The organism is Mycobacterium malmoense (assembly GCF_019645855.1).
GTDB classification, from domain to species: domain Bacteria; phylum Actinomycetota; class Actinomycetes; order Mycobacteriales; family Mycobacteriaceae; genus Mycobacterium; species Mycobacterium malmoense.
Genome location: NZ_CP080999.1, coordinates 15,361 through 33,136, shown reverse-complemented (window position 1 = coordinate 33,136; position 17,776 = coordinate 15,361). Strand labels below are relative to the sequence as shown.

The following is a 17,776-nucleotide window of genomic DNA, read 5'->3' as shown; positions in this document are numbered from 1 at the left end:
TCTTCGTCGCGCCCGGGTGATTGGGCGGTCTTTGCATGTCATAGCGGCCGGCGAATCGCAATGTTGTTGCCCAGCGGACTGATTCGCACCGAAGCACCCGAATAGGGCGCTTCGACAACCAGATTGTTGCCGATGGCCATCTGCACATGTCCGGCGTGGGGAAAGACGAGATCGCCCGGCCGGACTTGCGCGCGAGGCACCGGAATCCCGTCGGTGATCTGCTGATAGGTGGTGCGGTCCAGGTGAATACCCGCCTGCGCGTAGGACCACTGGACCAGGCCGGAACAGTCGAACTGGTTGGGCCCGGTCGCGCCCCAGACATACGGGCGTCCCAGTCGCGACAACGCGGCGCGCACCGCGATTGCGGCGCGGCCGTTCGGCGACGACGGCCTCAAGTGCGTCATTCGGTAACTCAACGCCCGTAACGCCGCGGAGTGCCGTCGAGCCCGCAAGCGGGCCGACAAGACGTGCGCCCGCTGTGCGCGCAGCCGCGCCACCCGACGGCGCATCGCCTCGCGCTGGGCCATCGGGGTAGCCGGGGTTACGGCGGAATCGGCGCGCGCCTCGTCGACGACGTTCTTGGTGAGTCCACGCGCCTGTGCCAGATCCTGGTGGGCGCCGACGATGACGCCCGCGGCTTCGGTGTCCGTGTGGGCTGCCGACAGGAGCCGTTTCCGGCTGTCGTCCACCGCGAGCCGGTAACCGCGATGCCCCACACCGTTGTTCAATCCCGCGGCTCGCTGCAGCAACCCGTGGTAATGCGCCGTACCCGCGTCCAGCGTCGGGCGCGAAGCGGTGCCGACGAACATTTGATGGGCACGGCTCAACACCTCGATTTCGCTTTCGGTCATTGCTCCCCCTCGCCGCCGTCCTGATCTGTCTTGTCCCGGCTCGCCGCTTCGACCGCCTCGGTGAAGGCACGAACGCGGGGGAGCGCTCCCGGTGGGATAACCCCCCGGTTGCGGATGTCCCACATTTCGTCGTTCCCGACGCCGACCAGCGCCGCGATGATCGACTCCGGCAACGACGACTGCACGCATGCCCTATCGAACCGCGCGCTCAAGCTTGCGGGCATCCGCTTCAGCAGGGCCCTACGCGTCGCCTCCAGCGCCTGCAGGTGTTCCATGAGCCGGCCCGTCGAGTCGGCGCCGGCGTTGACGGCCACGCGCCAGGAGCTGGCGGCCAACATCTCTGCCTTCACGCACTGAGCGATCACAGACAGAATATACGTCTCATATTCGTTTGATGTTGTCGCAGGGAGTCGATCGATGACTGATTTAAGGGCATCGAGTTGCGCTTCGGCGTAGCCTTCCAGCACTTCCGTATCGCTGTGACGGTCGACCACCACCGCGCCGGCGGGCCTCGGGGACCTTGCCTCGGGCACCTGGGCGGCGATCAGCCGGGCCAACTCGGCGTCGGGATCGGCGGCTACCAATAGCCGAGAATAGGTGCCCGGCGGCAGGCCAAGCCCATTTTCAACCTTCTGAACTGTGCTTTTGTGCGGCTTGCGGGCACCGCGCTCCAGGAAGCTCAGGCCCATGATGCTGACGCCTGTCGCGGCGGCAAGTTCTGCTAGCGACCAGTCGCGTGACTCGCGCAACGCGCGGATGGCCGCACCGGCCGATTCACGGCTCACCGCACGCTCCGGCCATAGGCCGGATATTACACAGGCGGCGTCCCGTCCCAGCAGATATATGTTTTTGTCACGTTTCTCTTGCATCGGTCACGTATATGTGTATACGCTTTTGCCTACGTTTCACCGCTGACAAGGAGACCGACATGGGACACCCGTGCGCAGCCAACCCGGAGCTATGGTTCGGCTATCCCGACGACGACGGTGGTGACGGCGCGGCGAAGGCGCGTGCCTATGAGCGGTCGGCCACCGAGGCCCGGATCCAATGCCTGCGCCGCTGCCCGTTGGCCCAGCAGCGGCGGTGCGCCGAGCACGCCATCGCGCACCGCGAGGAGTACGGCGTCTGGGCCGGTGTCAAGCTGCCCGGCGGCCAGTACCGCAAGCGCGAACAGCTCGCTCAGGCCCACGACGTGCTGCGTCGTATCGCGGCCGGTGAGGTCAACTCCCGTCAGCTGCCCGAAAACGCGGCTCTGCTGGCGCGTCACGAACATGATGCGATCCGGGTGCCCGCGGTGGTGTTGCACCTGCCGGCCACACACGTCGGACCGCGTTCGGCCGCCTAACAATCCGCCGGGACGCCCGGTACATTTCTACCTGACACCACATCGCTGCGCGACTTAGGTTGCGCTGGAATAGGTTTGGCGATTGTCATGCCGGCGCCGCGGGTGGGCGGTTGGGCCGCTACAGGTGGGTGACTGCGGCCGCCCGGCGTGCTGTCGCGGTATCGGGGCCGTATCACGCCCACGACGAAGGGTGGACGATGAGCAACCTCGAGGCCGCGCCGGCCGAAGTGGCTTGCACCGCTTCATGGGTTGCGGGCGCCTTGCCATTGGTGCAAGCGCTGCATCCCCGAGAGGTTCCGCTGGGCGGCCCGCGGGCGATCCGGGTGCGGCGCACGCTTCCGCAGCGGCAACGCTCGCTGATCGGCGCGTGGTGTTTCATCGACCACTACGGCCCCGTGACTGCGCGCATGGACGTTCCACCGCATCCGCATACCGGATTGCAAACGGTCAGTTGGTTGTTCAGTGGGGGAGTGGAGCATCGCGACAGCGCCGGGGTTCATGTCATGGTCCGGCCCGGCGAGCTGAACCTGATGACGGCGGGCGCGGGCATCTGTCACTCCGAAGTGTCGATCGAGTCGGATCCTCTTTTGCACGGCGCGCAGCTGTGGGTGGCGCTACCCGATTCCGATCGCGACACCGGACGCGACTTCGCCCACTATGTGCCCGCACCGTTTTCGCTGCCCGGCGCGGTGGCGCGCGTGTTCCTCGGGGAGCTGGCCGGTGACCGCTCGCCGGTGCACACGTTCACTCCGCTGCTGGGCGCGCAGATCGATCTTGACGCGAACGCTGCGCTCGACCTGGACATCGACCCGGCCTTCGAACACGGTGTGCTGTGCGACATGGGGCCAGTCCAGCTGGGCGAGACTACCCTGGCGGTCGCCGATCTCGGGTACCAGAGTCCCGGGTGTTCGTCGCTGCACCTGCGCAACGCGAGCGATCGACCCGCGCGCGTGTTGCTGTTGGGCGGCACGCCGTTCGCCGAAGAGCTGGTGATGTGGTGGAACTTCGTCGGGCGCAGTCACGACGACATCGTCGGCTACCGCCAATTGTGGGAGGACGGCGACGACCGCTTCGGCACCGTCACGGGTTATCGGGGTTCGGTCGCACGATTGCCCGCCCCGCCGCTGCCGATCGCCCGGCTGCGGCCTCGATCCATACCGAACAAGAAGGGAAGCACGGATGACCGCCGATAAGACCGGCACACCAACCACCGTCACCGCGGGGAACAGCACGTACACCATTGCCGTCGAAGGAAAAACCGTCGGCCACGCCTCGTTCGCCGACCGTGGCGATCAACGCGTCTTCTACCACACCGAAATCGATCCCGCGTACGGCGGGCGTGGCCTGGCGACCATTCTGCTCGAAGACGCGCTCAACGCCGCCCGGGATGAAGGCAAACGCATTGTTCCGGTGTGCTCCATGGTTGAGACGGTGCTTGAGAAGCATCCCGAGTTCGACGCCATCACCGACCCAGTCACGACGGACATTCAACGGTGGCTGCAGACGCAACCGGCCGATTAAGCGGTAGAGTCGGCGCCTTAAACGAGGCGCTGCTAATATCTGGTGGGTATCCTTAGCAGCGGTATTCCTGCGAGCCGCCAATTCCGTGCCTACGCTTTTGGAGGACCAAAGTACTTGTTTGCAAGTGACTTCGCAAGGGTGAGGAGTTCCTCGCATGAGCGAGCAGCTTTTGCATCGGAAAAGAGTTCCTCGATGCGGCCGAGGTTGTCCCGGACCCATGCCACTGTTGCTGGCGGAGATACAAAGTTCGTTTCGTCGTAGTCATCCAGGTACTGTCGAACAAGCGATAGCCGGAACCAGTTGTCGGGCGACTCCGCTAACTGAGTTGGTGCAATAGCGAAGCCCATTTGGCCTCGATCATTGAACAGATCCCAGCTGATTAGCGGGCCGGTCAGCGTCAGCGATGCATTGATCGTCTGGCTCCCCGAAGTCTTTGAGTCCGTAATACGATAACGGGGGTCTAAATACAGGAAGTCGAAGTACTGTAGAAAAAACTCCAGCAACGTCTTCATTGTTTACCGTTCCTCATTAATTGGCGGTAGAAGCGCATTATCACCTACTCGCTGGTACCCGTGCGCCTCCAGGTATCGAATCTCAGCAGCTGTGTAGGTATTCGGAACTATCCTGTAAAATGGTACTGACAAAGTGATCTTATCGCGATTGGCGATAGCGACGTCGAGTACATGCTGATTGGCGGCGAGTTGTTCGGTGGGCGTGAATGAATACCAGGCGTCGCCGAGGTCGAAGTAGCTGGCTTTGTGTAGCTTTGCTAGGTCGATATATGAGAGGCCTCCTCTTGGAGGTTTAAACGGTCCCAGCACGGTTTCGCCGCTTCCAGTTAGGTGTTGTTCGGACAGCGCTTGCAGTTCTGGTGTCATGTAGTGCAGCGGGTTGTCGAGGGTGAACTCCGGATGTCCTGGGTCTGTCACAACCGGTGGCGGGCTGTCGGCTATCACGGGCAGGTGAGGTTCACCGGGCGGGATGTCCCCTGGGGCTGCGGGTGGGGTGTGCTTGACCAGCGGTGGCGGGCCAGCAGGATGGGTGCCGGGGACGGGTTGGCCACTGGTGTCAGGCAGTGGGCCGTGCGTGGCGAGATTCTGTTCTGCGGCTTCGAAACGTTGCTGGGCTCCGGCAAGGGCCCGGGGCAACACATTTTCGGACGTCAGGCCCTCCAGCGCCTCACGATTAAAAAACGTCTTCAGGCCTTGCCAAGCCGCGGCGCCGCCGGCCTTGAGTTCGGCTCCCCCGACCGCCAAGGTGATGGCGCTCCACAACGGTTCGGAAGTGGCTTCGGCCTTCCCTGGATCCGGTGTGCGCATCCCAGCCAACTTGCCGCCGTTGAAAGTGTAGTAGGTGCCGGTGGCCTGGTCGAAAAATTCGCCGGCACCGTTCTTGAGCTGCCCGACGACCTGCACCGGCTGTCCGTTGACGTTGTAGGTGAAAACGAAATGGCCGTCGGGGGTGATGCTGATCGACGAGGGGTCGACGTTGTTGTAGTCGGGCAGCTTGCCCAGGTCGTCGAGCGCGCGGGCGAGATCGGCCTTGAGCTTGGACAGACTGGCGGCTGCGGCCTCGCCCTCAGGGGAGCCCGGTCCGTGGGTATAGAGCGTGGCCAGCGCCTTGTTGAGGGCATCCTGCGCGGCGCGCACCTTGGCCATCTGATCCACCACGGCCTGATTGGTCACTTGGCGGATGGCGGCCAGCTCGTCGGCCTGGAGCCCAGACGGCTGGGATGCAGCGTCGCCGTCGACACCGGCGAGGACGGCGGCGTCGTATCCCTCGATGTGCAGGTTATTCAGTGATTTCTGCAGGCAATCGGAGTAGCGGCTGCGGACTGAGAGAAGCTCGGCCGCAGCGGCTTTGGTGTCGGCAATGGCGTCCTTTTCACAGCCGTCGATGAGGGCATTCAGCGCGGCCGTTTCGTCCACGCTGAGGTTGGCGTCTTTTTCGTGATCCAGCGCCAGGCCAATCAAATCGTCGAGCCGGTGCAACTGACCTTCCAGAGTCGCGATCTCGCCGCCCGCGGATCGTTGCGCCTCGGCGAGGGCGGCCGCGATGTTTTCCAGGTCGACCCCGACCTTGGGTAACTGCAGGGATTGCGCACCCAACGACGTGGTCACGCGCTGCACTTCGGCGGAGTCGTTGATCGGGTGCTCGCCGTCCTCGTGATTCCACGACGCTTCAAAGCGGCGACGCGCCTCCTCGAACGCTGCACTGGCCTCGGCGGTGCAGCGGCCCGCAGCATGAAAGGCCTCCGCCAGCTGAGATATCTGGGCAGGTCGACCGACCTGAAGGCTTTTATTGATCGCCCAGGGATCGCCGCCGGCTTCAGCGACCAGTGCCGGGATGCTTATGTAGCGGAGTTGCATCGCGCCGCCCGCGGTTTCGCCGTGTTGCGGTCGTCCATACCGGTGAAACCCTCTGTCCCGCAGAGTATTTCGCAGACACCGCTGACAGTTTTCCGGTGAGTTCGCGGTGTGCTGGTCTGCCCAGGACGCGTCTGGGTGACCGCCTCGGGAAAACCCGCCGAGGCTGCGAAGTCGCGAAACATCCCTACCCCTCCTGAGCTGCTGGTTAGGCTACTGGCCCGCGCACACTGGTCAATTCACTTCGCTACTGCGCCTGCACTGTTTGCAGGGTCGCCCGGCTTTCGCGCATCTAGGTGACGTTATGGACGGTAACCAGATGCGCGATGCGTATTCTGGGTTGCCGCCGCCGGCGCGCAGGACCATGCGATACGGTCTGCGGCCCAGAGCAGTTCGTGTGACGTGGGCTGGTCGACGACGACGCGGACGCGGCCGAGTGCGTCGAGCCGTGCCAGCGTGTCGACGAGGGCGCAGGCATTTAGCTCGCGACGGTAGCTTTCCGCTAATCCGTCACGAGCACGAACGCTTCGGTCGGGGATCTGCTCACCTAGACCCACTCGCCACAGCGGGGAGCTCCGTCAACCACCGCTTCACCCAAACACGAAGGTCACGAACCCAAATGAGTTCGCGACCTTGATGCCTGCAGTTCATAGAACCGCTCTCTGTGGGCGAAGGGGGACTTGAACCCCCACGTCCCGAAGGACACTGGCACCTGAAGCCAGCGCGTCTGCCATTCCGCCACTCGCCCGGGAAAACAACCGAAGGACCATATCACTGTAATGGCCGCGCGCCCCAATCGCCTCGGAGGGCTCGGCAGCCGTTCCCGCACCGTGCGGCCACCTTAAGCACTGCCCTGAGCTGCAAGGACGCGATTCTCAGAATTCCCACGGTGCCGCAGCGCCGTGGTGTCCCGATACCATGCTGGGGTGATAGGACACGCGGGCGGTTCGTTTGCCTCGCGCCCGCGAGACATCATGACAACTGCGGGCGAGCACTGAGAGATGAGTAGCCAAAAGGGGCTCGTTCAGCGCATTGAGCGCAAGCTCGAGGCGAGCGTAGACAACGCGTTCGCTCGAGTCTTCGGGGGGTCGATCGTTCCCCAAGAGGTCGAAACCCTATTGCGCCGCGAAGCCGACGACGGTGTCCAGACGCTTCCGGGGAATCGTCTTTTGGCCCCCAACGAATACATCATTACCCTCGGTATGCACGACTTTGAGAAGGTGGGCGCCGACCCGGCTCTCACGTCGAGCGCTTTCGCAAGGTACCTGGCTGACTATATCCATGGACAGGGGTGGCAAACGTATGGTGATGTGGTCGTCCGGTTCGAGCAGTCGTCGAGCCTGCGTACCGGCCAGCACCGCGCCCGCGGCGCTGTCAACCCTGACGTGGAGCCCCGCCCGACGGTCGACCTTCCCCTCCGGCCACAATCAAATCAAGCGTTCGGCGCAGAACGAGGAGTAGCACCAATGACTGACAATTCGAGCTACCGCGGGGGTCAGGGGCAGGGGCGGCCCGGTGACGAGTATTACGACGATCGGTACGGGCATCCGCAAGACGATCCGCGCGGCCCGGATCCGCAGGGCGGGCCCGACCCTCGAGCTGGCTATCCGCCCGAACAAGGCGGCTACCCACCTCAGGGCGGATACCCGCCGCCCCGTCATCCCGAGCAGGGGGGCTACCCCGAGCAGGGTGGCTACCCGGAGCAGGGTGGCTATCCCGAGCCGCGCGGTGGCTACCCAGACCAAGGCGGCTACCCGGGCCAACGCGGCGGCTACCCCGACCAGGGCGGCTATGACCAGCGCGGGTATCAAGCACAGCCCGGATACCCGGACCAAGGCCGCGGCTATCCCGACCAAGGGCAGGGTGGCTACCCACCGTCCTACGAACAGCGTCCCCCTGCCCCGGGAGCCCCGGCAGGCTATGGCGGGCAAGGCTACGACCAGGGCTACCGCCAGGGCGGCGGCTACGGTCCTCCCGGCGGCGCTCAACCCGGCGCCGGGCAGCCGGGCTACGGCGGGTATGGCGATTACGGAAGCGGGCCGGCTCGCCAGGATGAAACAGGCTATGCCCCTCCAGCCCCGCAGGCCCCGCCCGAGCAACAACGGCCGGCTTACCCCGAGGGCGGCGCGTACGACCCGGGCTACCAGCAGGGCAGCGGATATGGCCAGCAAGACTATGGCCCGGGCGACTACACCCAGTACGCCGAAAGCGTTCCCGCCGGCGGATACGGCCCGCAGGGCGGATACGCCGAAACCGCCCACCGCGAATACGATTACGGCCAGCCGCCCGATTACGCTCCAGCCGATTACGGCCAGCAGGCGGGTGGCGGCTACGGCGGTTACGGCCAGGGTGGCTATGGGTCCGCCGTAACGACGGTGACCCTGCAGCTCGACGACGGCAGCGGCCGGACCTATCAGCTGCGCGACGGCTCCAACATCATCGGCCGCGGCCAGGACGCCCAGTTCCGGCTGCCCGACACCGGGGTGTCGCGGCGTCACCTGGAGATCCGCTGGGACGGACAGGTCGCGCTCCTCTCCGACCTCAACTCCACCAACGGCACCACCGTCAATAACGCGCCGGTGCAGGAGTGGCAGTTGGCCGACGGTGACGTGATCCGCTTGGGCCACTCGGAGATCATCGTTCGCATCCACTGAACGCACCGGGCTCAAAGTCGCCGTGCTTCTCCCCGCGTCGACCACCGTCCAAGTATCGTGACGTTGCTGATGTGCTCGGTGTCACGGGTGCGAAGGGTGCGGCGCCAGGACGGAAAGGACGCCAGATGCAGGGACTAGTACTGCAGCTGACGCGTGCCGGATTTTTAATGCTGCTATGGGTATTCATCTGGTCGGTGCTGCGGATATTGCGGACCGATATCTATGCGCCCACCGGCGCCGTCATGGTGCGCCGCGGCTTGGCGTTGCGCGGCACATTGCTGCCCTCACGCCAGCGCCGCCATGCCGCCCGCTACCTGGTGGTGACGGAAGGGTCGCTGGCGGGCGCGCGCATCACGCTCAGTGGGCAGCCGGTACTGATCGGACGCGCTGACGACTCGACCCTGGTGCTCACCGACGACTACGCCTCGACGCGGCACGCCCGGCTGTCTCAGCGCGGCTTGGAATGGTACGTCGAGGATCTAGGATCGACCAACGGCACTTACCTCGACAGGGCGAAGGTGACGACTGCGGTACGAGTCCCCATAGGAACGCCGATCCGGATCGGCAAAACGGCGATCGAGTTGCGCCCGTGACCCTGGTCCTGCGATATGCGGCCCGCAGCGATGTCGGCCTGGTGCGCTCCAACAATGAAGATTCGGTTTACGCCGGCGCACGGCTGCTGGCGCTGGCCGACGGCATGGGCGGTCACGCGGCCGGTGAGATCGCCTCCCAGTTGGTGATCGCCGCGTTGGCCCACCTCGACGACGACGAACCCGGTGGTGACCTGCTCGCCAAGCTCGACGCCGCGGTACGCTCCGGCAACGCGGCCATCGCCGCACAGGTCGAAATGGAGCCCGATCTCGAGGGAATGGGCACGACCCTTACCGCAATCCTGTTCGACGGCAACCGAATTGGGTTGGTGCACATCGGCGACTCACGCGGCTATCTGCTGCGTGACGGCGAGCTGACCCAGATCACCAAGGACGACACCTTTGTCCAGACCCTGGTCGACGAAGGGCGGATCACCCGGGAAGAGGCGCACAGCCACCCGCAGCGATCGTTGATCATGCGGGCGCTGACGGGTCACGAGGTCGAGCCCACCCTGACGATGCGGGAAGCACGCGCCGGCGATCGCTACCTGCTCTGCTCGGACGGGCTCTCCGACCCGGTGAGCGACGAAACCATCCTTGAGGCCTTGCAGATCCCCGACGTCGGCGAAAGCGCTTATCGGCTCATCGAATTGGCGCTGCGCGGCGGTGGCCCCGACAACGTGACCGTCGTGGTCGCCGACGTCGTCGACTACGACTACGGCCAGACCCAGCCGATCCTGGCGGGCGCGGTCTCGGGTGAAGACGACCAGCTGACCCTGCCCAACACATCGGCCGGCCGCGCCTCGGCCATCAGGCCACGCGAAGACGTCGCCAAACGCGTTGCACCACAAGAGGAACCACCGAAACGGTCACGGTGGTCACGACGGCGGATGGCGATCGTCGTCACGCTGGTCGTGCTGTTGGTGCTCGCGGGTCTGGCCATCGGCCGGGCCATCATCCGGAGCAACTACTACGTCGCCGAATACCACGGCATGGTGTCGATCCTGCGCGGAATTCAAGGGTCGCTGCTGGGCATGTCCCTGCACGAGCCGTATTTGATCGGCTGCCTGAACGCCCGCAACGAACTGTCCCTGATCAGTTCCGGCCAGGCCGACGGGCATCTCGATTGCAACCCGATCCAACTGCAGGACCTGCGCCCTCCCGAACGTGCACAGGTTCAGGCCGGGCTTCCGGCCGGAACCCTGGATGACGCCATCGGGCAGCTGCGCCAATTGTCGGCCAACTCCCTACTGCCACCTTGTCCGCCGCCCCGCGCCACTACCCCGCCCGGGTCGCCGACCCCGACGACCATGGGCGGCGCACCAGAGCCAACCGTCACAGCGCCCACCACCTCGTCCAGCGGCACCAGTTCGACCAGCACCCCCGCAGGCACCACGCCGGTAGCGCCCGCGGCCACGTCGCCCACGACTCCCCCGCAAACGGGTGGGGCCCCCGCAACGCAGGGGAGTACCCCCACTCCGACGCTGACCGCACTCCCGCCACCCCTACCTCAGCCGGGCATCGACTGCCGGGCTCTGGCATGAGCGCGCCATGACCACACAACTCCAGCCGCCGGTCGCGGTCACGCCTCCGCTACCCACTCGGCGCAACGCCGAACTGCTGTTGTTGTGCTTCGCCGCACTGATCACCGCCGCCGCGTTAGTCATCGTCGAGGCCAACCAGGAACACGGCTTGCGCTGGAACCTGACCAGCTACGCGCTGATCTTTTTGCTCGCGTTCGGAAGCGCGCACCTCGCCATCAGGCGCTTCGCCCCCTACACCGACCCGCTGCTGCTGCCAATAGTGGCTCTGCTCAACGGACTTGGCTTAGTGATGATCCACCGGCTCGACCTCGTCACCAACGAGCTGAGCGGCCGTCATCACCCCAGCGCAACCCAACAGATGCTGTGGACCCTGGTCGGGGTGACGGCCTTCGCGGTGGTGGTCACCTTCCTCAAGGACCATCGACAACTCGCGCGCTACGGCTACATCTGCGGAGTCACCGGTCTGGTTTTCCTGGCGATTCCCGCGCTGCTGCCGGCATCGGTGTCCGAGCAGAACGGCGCCAAAATCTGGATTCGCTTCCCGGGCTTTTCAATTCAGCCCGCCGAGTTCTCCAAGATTCTGCTGCTGATCTTCTTCTCGGCGGTGCTAATCGCCAAACGCGGCCTGTTCACCAGCGTCGGCAAGCATTTCATGGGCATGACCCTGCCCCGCCCCCGAGACCTCGCACCGCTGCTGGCCGCCTGGGTGACCTCGGTGGGTGTGATGGCCTTTGAGAAGGATCTCGGGACTTCGCTGCTGCTCTACGCGTCGTTTTTGGTGGTGGTGTATCTCGCCACCCAGCGTTTCAGTTGGGTCGTCATCGGCTTGCTGCTGTTCGCCGCGGGAAGCGTTGTGGCGTATTTCGTTTTCGAACACGTCCGCATTCGCGTGCAGACGTGGTGGGACCCGTTCGCCGACCCCGACGGCAACGGCTATCAGATCGTGCAGTCGCTTTTCAGCTTTGCCACCGGCGGCATCTTCGGCACCGGGCTCGGTAACGGCCAACCCGACACCGTGCCCGCCGCGGCGACCGACTTCATCATCGCCGCGTTCGGTGAAGAGCTCGGGCTGGTGGGGCTGGCCGCCATTTTGATGCTCTACACCATCGTCATCGTCCGTGGCCTGCGCACCGCAATCGCCACCCGGGACAGCTTCGGCAAGCTGCTGGCCGCGGGTCTGGCCTCGACGCTGGCCATCCAGCTGTTCATCGTCGTCGGCGGCGTCACCCAGCTCATTCCGCTGACCGGGTTGACCACGCCGTGGATGTCGTACGGCGGGTCATCGCTACTGGCCAACTATGTGCTGCTGGCCATCCTGGCGCGCATCTCGCACAGCGCCCGGCGCCCCCTGCGCACCCGCGCGCGCAAGACATCGCCGATCGCGGCGGCCGGCACCGAGGTGATCGAGCGGGTATGAACGCCTCTCTCCGCCGCATTTCGGTGACCGTGATGGCGTTGATCGTGCTGCTGTTGATCAACGCCACGATGACACAGGTCTTCGCCGCCGATGGGCTGCGCGCCGACCCGCGCAACCAGCGAGTGCTGCTCGACGAGTATTCGCGTCAACGCGGCCAGATCGTCGCGGGCGGCCAGCTGCTGGCCTATTCCGTCGCCACCGACAGCCGCTTCCGTTTCCTGCGGGTCTATCCCAACCCCGCCGTGTACGCGCCGGTTACCGGCTTCTACTCCCTGCGCTATTCCAGCTCGGGCCTGGAACGAGCCGAGGACCCGGTGCTGAACGGGTCCGACGAGCGGCTGTTCGGGCGACGCCTCGCCGATTTCTTCACCGGCCGCGATCCGCGCGGCGGCAACGTCGACACCACGATCAACCCCCATGTCCAGCAGGCCGGCTGGGACGCGATGCAGCAGGGCTGCGGCGGGCCGCCGTGCAAGGGAGCCGTCGTTGCCCTGGAACCGTCCACCGGCAAGATCCTGGCCATGGTGTCGTCGCCGTCCTATGACCCCAACCTGCTGGCGTCGCACGATCCCGAGGTGCAGGCGCAGGCCTGGCAGCGACTTCGCGACGACCCCGACAACCCGCTGACCAACCGCGCCATCGCCGAGACCTACCCACCGGGTTCCACGTTCAAGGTGATCACCACCGCGGCGGCCCTGCAGGCCGGCGCGACCGACACCGAGCGACTGACCGCGGCGGCCTCCATTCCGCTGCCCGGCAGCACCGCCACCTTGGAGAACTACGGTGACGCCGCATGCGGCAACGAGCCGACGGTGACCCTCAGCCAGGCGTTCGCCCTGTCGTGCAACACCGCCTTCGTCCAGCTGGGCATCCTCACCGGCGCCGACGCGCTGCGCAGCATGGCGCACTCGTTCGGCCTGGACAGCACCCCGAGCGTGATCCCGCTGCAGGTCGCGGAATCGACGGTCGGGATCATCCCGGACGCCGCCGCGCTGGGAATGTCGAGCATCGGCCAGAAGGACGTCGCGCTCACGCCGCTGCAAAACGCCGAGGTCGCCGCGACCATCGCGAACGCCGGGGTCACGATGCAGCCCTACCTGATCGACAGCCTCAAGGGGCCGGACCTGTCGAACATCAGCACCACCGCGCCCTATCAACAGCGCCGCGCGGTGTCCCCGCAGGTCGCCGCTAAGCTAACAGAGCTGATGGTCGGCGCCGAGAAGGTCGCACAGCAGAAAGGGGCCATTCCCGGCGTGCAGATTGCATCCAAGACCGGTACCGCAGAGCATGGCACCGATCCGCGCCACACTCCGCCGCACGCCTGGTACATCGCGTTCGCGCCCGCGCAGGCGCCGAAGGTTGCCGTGGCGGTGCTGGTGGAGAACGGAGGGGCCGACCTGGGGGCACCACCCGCTCGCGGGGGACTGTTTGCGACCGGGGGCGCACTCGCCGCGCCGATCGGGCGGGCGGTGATCGGGGCCGCGCTGCAGGGAGGACCATGAGCCCGCGAGTTGGTGTGACGCTCTCTGGCAGGTACCGCCTCCAGCGCCTAATAGCCACCGGTGGCATGGGCCAGGTATGGGAGGCGGTGGACAGTAGGCTGGGCCGGCGCGTCGCGGTCAAGGTGCTCAAGCAGGAGTTCTCCCAGGACCCCGAGTTCATTGAACGGTTCCGCGCCGAGGCGCGCACCACCGCGATGCTCAACCACCCAGGGATTGCGCAAGTCCACGACTACGGCGAAAGCCAGCTCGACGGGGAAGGCCGCACCGCCTACCTGGTGATGGAGCTGGTCAACGGCGAACCGCTGAATTCGGTGCTCAAGCGCACCGGCCGGCTCTCGCTGCGGCACGCGCTGGACATGCTCGAGCAGACCGGCCGGGCCCTGCAAGTGGCGCACGCCGCGGGCCTGGTGCACCGCGACGTCAAACCGGGAAACATCTTGATTACGCCTACCGGCCAGGTGAAGATCACTGACTTCGGCATCGCCAAGGCCGTCGACGCCGCGCCGGTGACCCAGACCGGGATGGTGATGGGCACTGCCCAATACATCGCGCCCGAACAAGCCCTGGGTCACGACGCCACTCCGGCCAGCGATGTGTACTCGTTGGGAGTCGTTGGCTACGAGGTTGTTTCGGGCAGGCGGCCGTTCACCGGTGACGGCGCCCTGACGGTGGCGATGAAGCACATCAAGGAACCCCCGCCGCCGCTGCCCGCCGAGCTGCCGCCCAACGTGCGAGAACTCATCGAGATCACCCTGGTCAAGAACCCCCAGATGCGCTACCGCAGCGGGGGACCGTTCGCCGACGCCGTCGCCGCGGTACGGGCCGGCCGACGGCCGCCGCGGCCAAGCCAGTCACCGCCCGCCGGGCGCGCTTCGCCGGCGGCGATTCCGTCGAGCCCGCCTACCCGGGCGGCCGTCGCGTCCAGCCGAAACGCCGTGGCCCGCCGGTCGCGGCCGTCCACGGGTGGTCACCGCCCGCCGCCGGCCCGGCGCACGTTCTCCTCGGGCCAGCGTGCGCTGCTGTGGGCCGCGGGGGTGCTTGGAGCGCTGGCGATCATCATCGCGGTGCTCATCGTCATCAATTCCCGCGCCGAAAACCAGCAACCGACGCCGCCGACGGTCACCGACACCGGGACCCCGCCGGCGCCGCCGCCACCACCGGCCAGCAAGACCCCCAGCGGTTCGGGGCCCGGTCCCGGGCTGCGGCTTGATTGGACGGATCGCGCAGCCATAGGTAATTCTGGACTCCATAGCAGGCCGCATGGATTTAGCCCGGTCGACGATGCGGGCCGGAACGTCCCGAGGTGGGAGTATCGCCCCCGTGCGGGGGACCGGGCAATCGGAACGAGCTGGGCTGTTCCACTGACGGCCAGCTCTTCGCCGGCCCGACACGAGACACCGCAATGACCACCCCGCAGCACCTGTCCGACCGCTACGAACTCGGCGAGATCCTCGGTTTCGGGGGTATGTCCGAGGTTCATTTGGCCCGCGACGTCCGTTTGCACCGCGACGTCGCGGTCAAGGTGCTGCGCGCTGATCTGGCCCGCGATCCCAGCTTCTACCTGCGCTTCCGGCGCGAGGCGCAAAACGCCGCGGCGCTGAATCACCCGTCCATCGTCGCGGTGTATGACACCGGCGAAGCGGAAACACCCACGGGACCGCTGCCCTACATCGTCATGGAGTACGTCGACGGCGTCACCCTGCGCGACATCGTGCACACCGACGGGCCCTTGCCGCCGCGGCGGGCCATCGAGATCATCGCCGACGCCTGCCAGGCGCTGAACTTCAGCCATCAGAACGGCATCATCCACCGCGACGTCAAGCCGGCGAACATCATGATCAGCGCCACCAATGCGGTGAAGGTGATGGACTTCGGCATCGCACGCGCGATCGCCGACAGCGGCAACAGCGTCACCCAGACGGCGGCCGTGATCGGGACCGCCCAGTACCTGTCACCCGAGCAGGCCCGCGGTGACACCGTTGATGCCCGGTCCGACGTCTATTCGTTGGGCTGCGTCCTTTACGAAATCCTCACCGGCGAACCACCTTTCACCGGGGACTCGCCCGTCGCGGTTGCCTACCAGCACGTCCGGGAAGATCCGATTCCGCCTTCGAAGCGCCACGAGGGCATCTCCGCCGACCTCGACGCCGTCGTCCTCAAGGCGCTGGCCAAGAATCCGGAGAACCGCTATCAGACCGCCGCGGAAATGCGCGCCGACCTGGTCCGGGTGCACAACGGTGAAACACCCGAGGCGCCCAAGGTGCTCACCGACGCCGAGCGGAGTTCGCTGCTGTCGCCCACGGGGGGCGGCCACGGAGGCCCGCGCACCGATCCGCTACCTCGCCAGGTTCTCGACGACACCGACCGCGCCGGCGGTTCGGTCGGCCGCTGGGTTGTCGCGGTCGCCGTCCTGGCGGTGCTGACGATCGTCGTCGTCATCGCCTTCAACACGTTCGGCGGCAACACCCGCGACGTCCAAGTGCCCGACGTGCGGGGCCAGGTTTCCGCCGATGCTATTGCCGCGCTGCAAAACCGGGGCTTCAAGACGCGCACCCTGCAGAAGCCCGACTCGACGGTCCCGCCCGATCACGTCATCAACACCGACCCCGATGCCAACGCTTCGGTGAGTGCGGGCGACGAAATCACCATCAACGTCTCCACCGGACCCGAGCAACGCGAGGTACCCGACGTCTCCTCGCTGAGCTACGCCGACGCGGTCAGCAAGCTGAAGGCCGCCGGGTTCAGCAAGTTCAAGCAGGCGAACTCGCCGTCGACGCCGGAATTGCTGGGCAAGGTCATCGGAACCAACCCGCCGGCCAACCAGACGTCGGCGATCACCAACGTGATCACCGTCATCGTCGGATCCGGACCGGAGACCAAGCAGGTGCCCGACGTCGCCGGCCAGACCGTCGACGTCGCGCAGAAAAACCTGACCGTCTACGGCTTCAGCAAGTTCAGCCAGGCGCAGGTGGACAGCCCCCGGCCCGCCGGTGAGGTGATCGGCACCAATCCGCCCAAAGGCCAGACGGTTCCGGTGGACTCGGTCATCGAGCTACAGGTGTCCAAGGGCAACCAGTTCGTCATGCCCGACCTGTCCGGCATGTTCTGGACCGACGCCGAACCGCGGCTACGGGCGCTGGGCTGGACGGGGGTGCTGGACAAGGGTCCGGACATCGACGCCGGTGGCTCCCAGTCCCACCGGGTGGTGTATCAGAACCCGCCGGCCGGGTCCGGGTGCAACCGGGACGGGATCATCACGCTGAAGTTCGGTCAGTAGCCGCGGCGGTGCCGGTCTCCGAAGCCGGGAAGTGCGGGCGGACCGCGGCGCGGACCTCGTTCTCCAGCCGCCGGACCAGCGTGTCGTCGCGCGTCCAACCGCAGTAGGCGAGCCAGTTCGCCAGCATTCGGTGCCCGCCCTCGGTCAGGATCGACTCCGGATGGAACTGCACACCGTGAATCGGCAACTCAGTGTGACGCACGCCCATGATCACGCCGCTGCGCGTGCGGGCCGTGACCTCCAGGACCCCCGGCAGCGACTCCGGCAGGATCGTCAGCGAGTGGTATCGGGTTGCCGTGAACGGATCCGGAAGCCCTTGCAGCACACCAACATTGGTGTGAAATACGCTGCTGGTCTTGCCGTGCAGCAACTCGGGCGCGCGGTCCACGGTGGCGCCGAATGCGACGCCGATGGCCTGGTGCCCCAGGCACACGCCGAGCAGCGGGGTGCGCTCCTCGGCGCACGCGCGGACCAGATCGATCGACGCGCCCGCGCGTTCCGGGGTGCCCGGTCCCGGGCTGAGCAGCACACCGTCGAATTGCCTTGCGGCGGAGGCAGGGTGGCCGGATGGGTCGGAGAGCCGGGCGTCGTCGTTGCGCCACACGTCAGCCTCGACGCCGAGCTGGCCGAGGTACTGCACGAGGTTGAACACGAAGCTGTCGTAGTTGTCGACAACCAGGATCCGCATCGTGTCAGGTTACCTTCCGGC

General features: G+C 66.1%; 16 protein-coding genes and 1 tRNA gene. 10 read left to right on the top strand and 7 right to left on the bottom strand.

Translation table 11 applies throughout. The annotated features are described in order from the left end of the window. Window positions 1–38 precede the first annotated feature (38 nt). Together K3U93_RS00155 and K3U93_RS00150 are read right to left on the bottom strand one after the other, a co-directional pair. On the bottom strand, window positions 39–851 hold the full coding sequence (locus K3U93_RS00155) for a C40 family peptidase (RefSeq protein ID WP_083008678.1): 813 nt from the start codon (window positions 849–851) through the stop codon (window positions 39–41). After that, on the bottom strand, window positions 848–1,636 hold the full coding sequence (locus tag K3U93_RS00150; protein WP_071509646.1) for a helix-turn-helix domain-containing protein: 789 nt from the start codon (window positions 1,634–1,636) through the stop codon (window positions 848–850). The genes K3U93_RS00155 and K3U93_RS00150 overlap by 4 nt, the downstream gene beginning before the upstream one ends. A 143-nt stretch (window positions 1,637–1,779) precedes the next feature. Between K3U93_RS00150 and K3U93_RS00145 the strand changes: the two genes are divergently transcribed. The 3 genes from K3U93_RS00145 (at window position 1,780) to K3U93_RS00135 (ending at window position 3,717) form a co-directional block, all read left to right on the top strand. Beyond that, window positions 1,780–2,196, top strand: a complete 417-nt coding sequence (locus tag K3U93_RS00145) for a WhiB family transcriptional regulator (protein WP_083008675.1) — start codon at window positions 1,780–1,782, stop codon at window positions 2,194–2,196. A gap of 197 nt (window positions 2,197–2,393) precedes the next feature. Beyond that, on the top strand, window positions 2,394–3,389 hold the full coding sequence (locus K3U93_RS00140) for a pirin family protein (RefSeq protein WP_083008672.1): 996 nt from the start codon (window positions 2,394–2,396) through the stop codon (window positions 3,387–3,389). After that, window positions 3,376–3,717, top strand: a complete 342-nt coding sequence (locus tag K3U93_RS00135) for a GNAT family N-acetyltransferase (RefSeq protein WP_083008669.1) — start codon at window positions 3,376–3,378, stop codon at window positions 3,715–3,717. The genes K3U93_RS00140 and K3U93_RS00135 overlap by 14 nt, the downstream gene beginning before the upstream one ends. A gap of 89 nt (window positions 3,718–3,806) precedes the next feature. On the opposite strand, the gene K3U93_RS00130 is transcribed toward K3U93_RS00135, so the two are convergent. The 4 genes from K3U93_RS00130 to K3U93_RS00115 all read right to left on the bottom strand — a co-directional run bounded on the left by K3U93_RS00130 (window position 3,807) and on the right by K3U93_RS00115 (window position 6,831). Further along, window positions 3,807–4,229, bottom strand: a complete 423-nt coding sequence (locus K3U93_RS00130) for a hypothetical protein (protein ID WP_083008666.1) — start codon at window positions 4,227–4,229, stop codon at window positions 3,807–3,809. 3 nt (window positions 4,230–4,232) lie between these two features. After that, complete coding sequence (locus K3U93_RS00125; protein WP_083008663.1) at window positions 4,233–6,086, bottom strand: putative alpha/beta hydrolase; 1,854 nt, start codon at window positions 6,084–6,086, stop codon at window positions 4,233–4,235. Then, a complete protein-coding gene (locus K3U93_RS25420) occupies window positions 6,068–6,268 on the bottom strand; it encodes a DUF2563 family protein (RefSeq protein WP_083008661.1) in 201 nt (66 codons plus the stop codon). The genes K3U93_RS00125 and K3U93_RS25420 overlap by 19 nt, the downstream gene beginning before the upstream one ends. Before the next feature lie 480 nt (window positions 6,269–6,748). After that, window positions 6,749–6,831: transfer RNA gene (locus tag K3U93_RS00115), tRNA-Leu, on the bottom strand. A gap of 253 nt (window positions 6,832–7,084) precedes the next feature. Between K3U93_RS00115 and K3U93_RS00110 the strand changes: the two genes are divergently transcribed. From K3U93_RS00110 to pknB, 7 genes are all read left to right on the top strand, one after another. Then, entirely contained in the window at window positions 7,085–8,737 is a 1,653-nt protein-coding gene (locus K3U93_RS00110) for an FHA domain-containing protein (RefSeq protein WP_083008658.1), read from the top strand. 125 nt (window positions 8,738–8,862) lie between these two features. Beyond that, on the top strand, window positions 8,863–9,330 hold the full coding sequence (locus tag K3U93_RS00105) for an FHA domain-containing protein FhaB/FipA (protein ID WP_083008655.1): 468 nt from the start codon (window positions 8,863–8,865) through the stop codon (window positions 9,328–9,330). Further along, complete coding sequence (locus K3U93_RS00100; protein WP_083008652.1) at window positions 9,327–10,871, top strand: PP2C family protein-serine/threonine phosphatase; 1,545 nt, start codon at window positions 9,327–9,329, stop codon at window positions 10,869–10,871. Before K3U93_RS00105 ends, K3U93_RS00100 begins: the two co-directional genes overlap by 4 nt. A 7-nt stretch (window positions 10,872–10,878) precedes the next feature. Further along, entirely contained in the window at window positions 10,879–12,288 is a 1,410-nt protein-coding gene (locus tag K3U93_RS00095; RefSeq protein WP_083008649.1) for an FtsW/RodA/SpoVE family cell cycle protein, read from the top strand. Continuing rightward, window positions 12,285–13,790, top strand: coding sequence for a D,D-transpeptidase PbpA (gene pbpA, locus K3U93_RS00090; RefSeq protein ID WP_083008647.1), 1,506 nt, complete (start codon window positions 12,285–12,287; stop codon window positions 13,788–13,790). The genes K3U93_RS00095 and pbpA overlap by 4 nt, the downstream gene beginning before the upstream one ends. Continuing rightward, window positions 13,787–15,196 carry a serine/threonine-protein kinase gene (locus K3U93_RS00085; RefSeq protein ID WP_083008644.1) on the top strand — a complete coding sequence of 470 codons (1,410 nt, stop codon included), beginning with the start codon at window positions 13,787–13,789 and terminating at the stop codon, window positions 15,194–15,196. Before pbpA ends, K3U93_RS00085 begins: the two co-directional genes overlap by 4 nt. After that, a complete protein-coding gene (pknB, locus tag K3U93_RS00080) occupies window positions 15,193–17,067 on the top strand; it encodes a Stk1 family PASTA domain-containing Ser/Thr kinase (RefSeq protein ID WP_083008642.1) in 1,875 nt (624 codons plus the stop codon). Before K3U93_RS00085 ends, pknB begins: the two co-directional genes overlap by 4 nt. Here pknB and K3U93_RS00075 read toward each other — a convergent pair. After that, entirely contained in the window at window positions 17,045–17,755 is a 711-nt protein-coding gene (locus tag K3U93_RS00075) for an aminodeoxychorismate/anthranilate synthase component II (RefSeq protein WP_083008639.1), read from the bottom strand. The genes pknB and K3U93_RS00075 overlap by 23 nt on opposite strands. Window positions 17,756–17,776 lie beyond the last annotated feature (21 nt).

Coding starts and splice junctions, on each gene's coding strand:
- K3U93_RS00155 (WP_083008678.1), bottom strand. CDS start 851: ATGACCGAAAGCGAAATCGAGGTGTTGAGCCGTGCCCATCAAATGTTC.
- K3U93_RS00145 (WP_083008675.1), top strand. CDS start 1,780: ATGGGACACCCGTGCGCAGCCAACCCGGAGCTATGGTTCGGCTATCCC.
- K3U93_RS00140 (WP_083008672.1), top strand. CDS start 2,394: ATGAGCAACCTCGAGGCCGCGCCGGCCGAAGTGGCTTGCACCGCTTCA.
- K3U93_RS00135 (WP_083008669.1), top strand. CDS start 3,376: ATGACCGCCGATAAGACCGGCACACCAACCACCGTCACCGCGGGGAAC.
- K3U93_RS00130 (WP_083008666.1), bottom strand. CDS start 4,229: ATGAAGACGTTGCTGGAGTTTTTTCTACAGTACTTCGACTTCCTGTAT.
- K3U93_RS00125 (WP_083008663.1), bottom strand. CDS start 6,086: ATGCAACTCCGCTACATAAGCATCCCGGCACTGGTCGCTGAAGCCGGC.
- K3U93_RS25420 (WP_083008661.1), bottom strand. CDS start 6,268: ATGTTTCGCGACTTCGCAGCCTCGGCGGGTTTTCCCGAGGCGGTCACC.
- K3U93_RS00110 (WP_083008658.1), top strand. CDS start 7,085: ATGAGTAGCCAAAAGGGGCTCGTTCAGCGCATTGAGCGCAAGCTCGAG.
- K3U93_RS00105 (WP_083008655.1), top strand. CDS start 8,863: ATGCAGGGACTAGTACTGCAGCTGACGCGTGCCGGATTTTTAATGCTG.
- K3U93_RS00095 (WP_083008649.1), top strand. CDS start 10,879: ATGACCACACAACTCCAGCCGCCGGTCGCGGTCACGCCTCCGCTACCC.
- pbpA (WP_083008647.1), top strand. CDS start 12,285: ATGAACGCCTCTCTCCGCCGCATTTCGGTGACCGTGATGGCGTTGATC.
- K3U93_RS00085 (WP_083008644.1), top strand. CDS start 13,787: ATGAGCCCGCGAGTTGGTGTGACGCTCTCTGGCAGGTACCGCCTCCAG.
- pknB (WP_083008642.1), top strand. CDS start 15,193: ATGACCACCCCGCAGCACCTGTCCGACCGCTACGAACTCGGCGAGATC.
- K3U93_RS00075 (WP_083008639.1), bottom strand. CDS start 17,755: ATGCGGATCCTGGTTGTCGACAACTACGACAGCTTCGTGTTCAACCTC.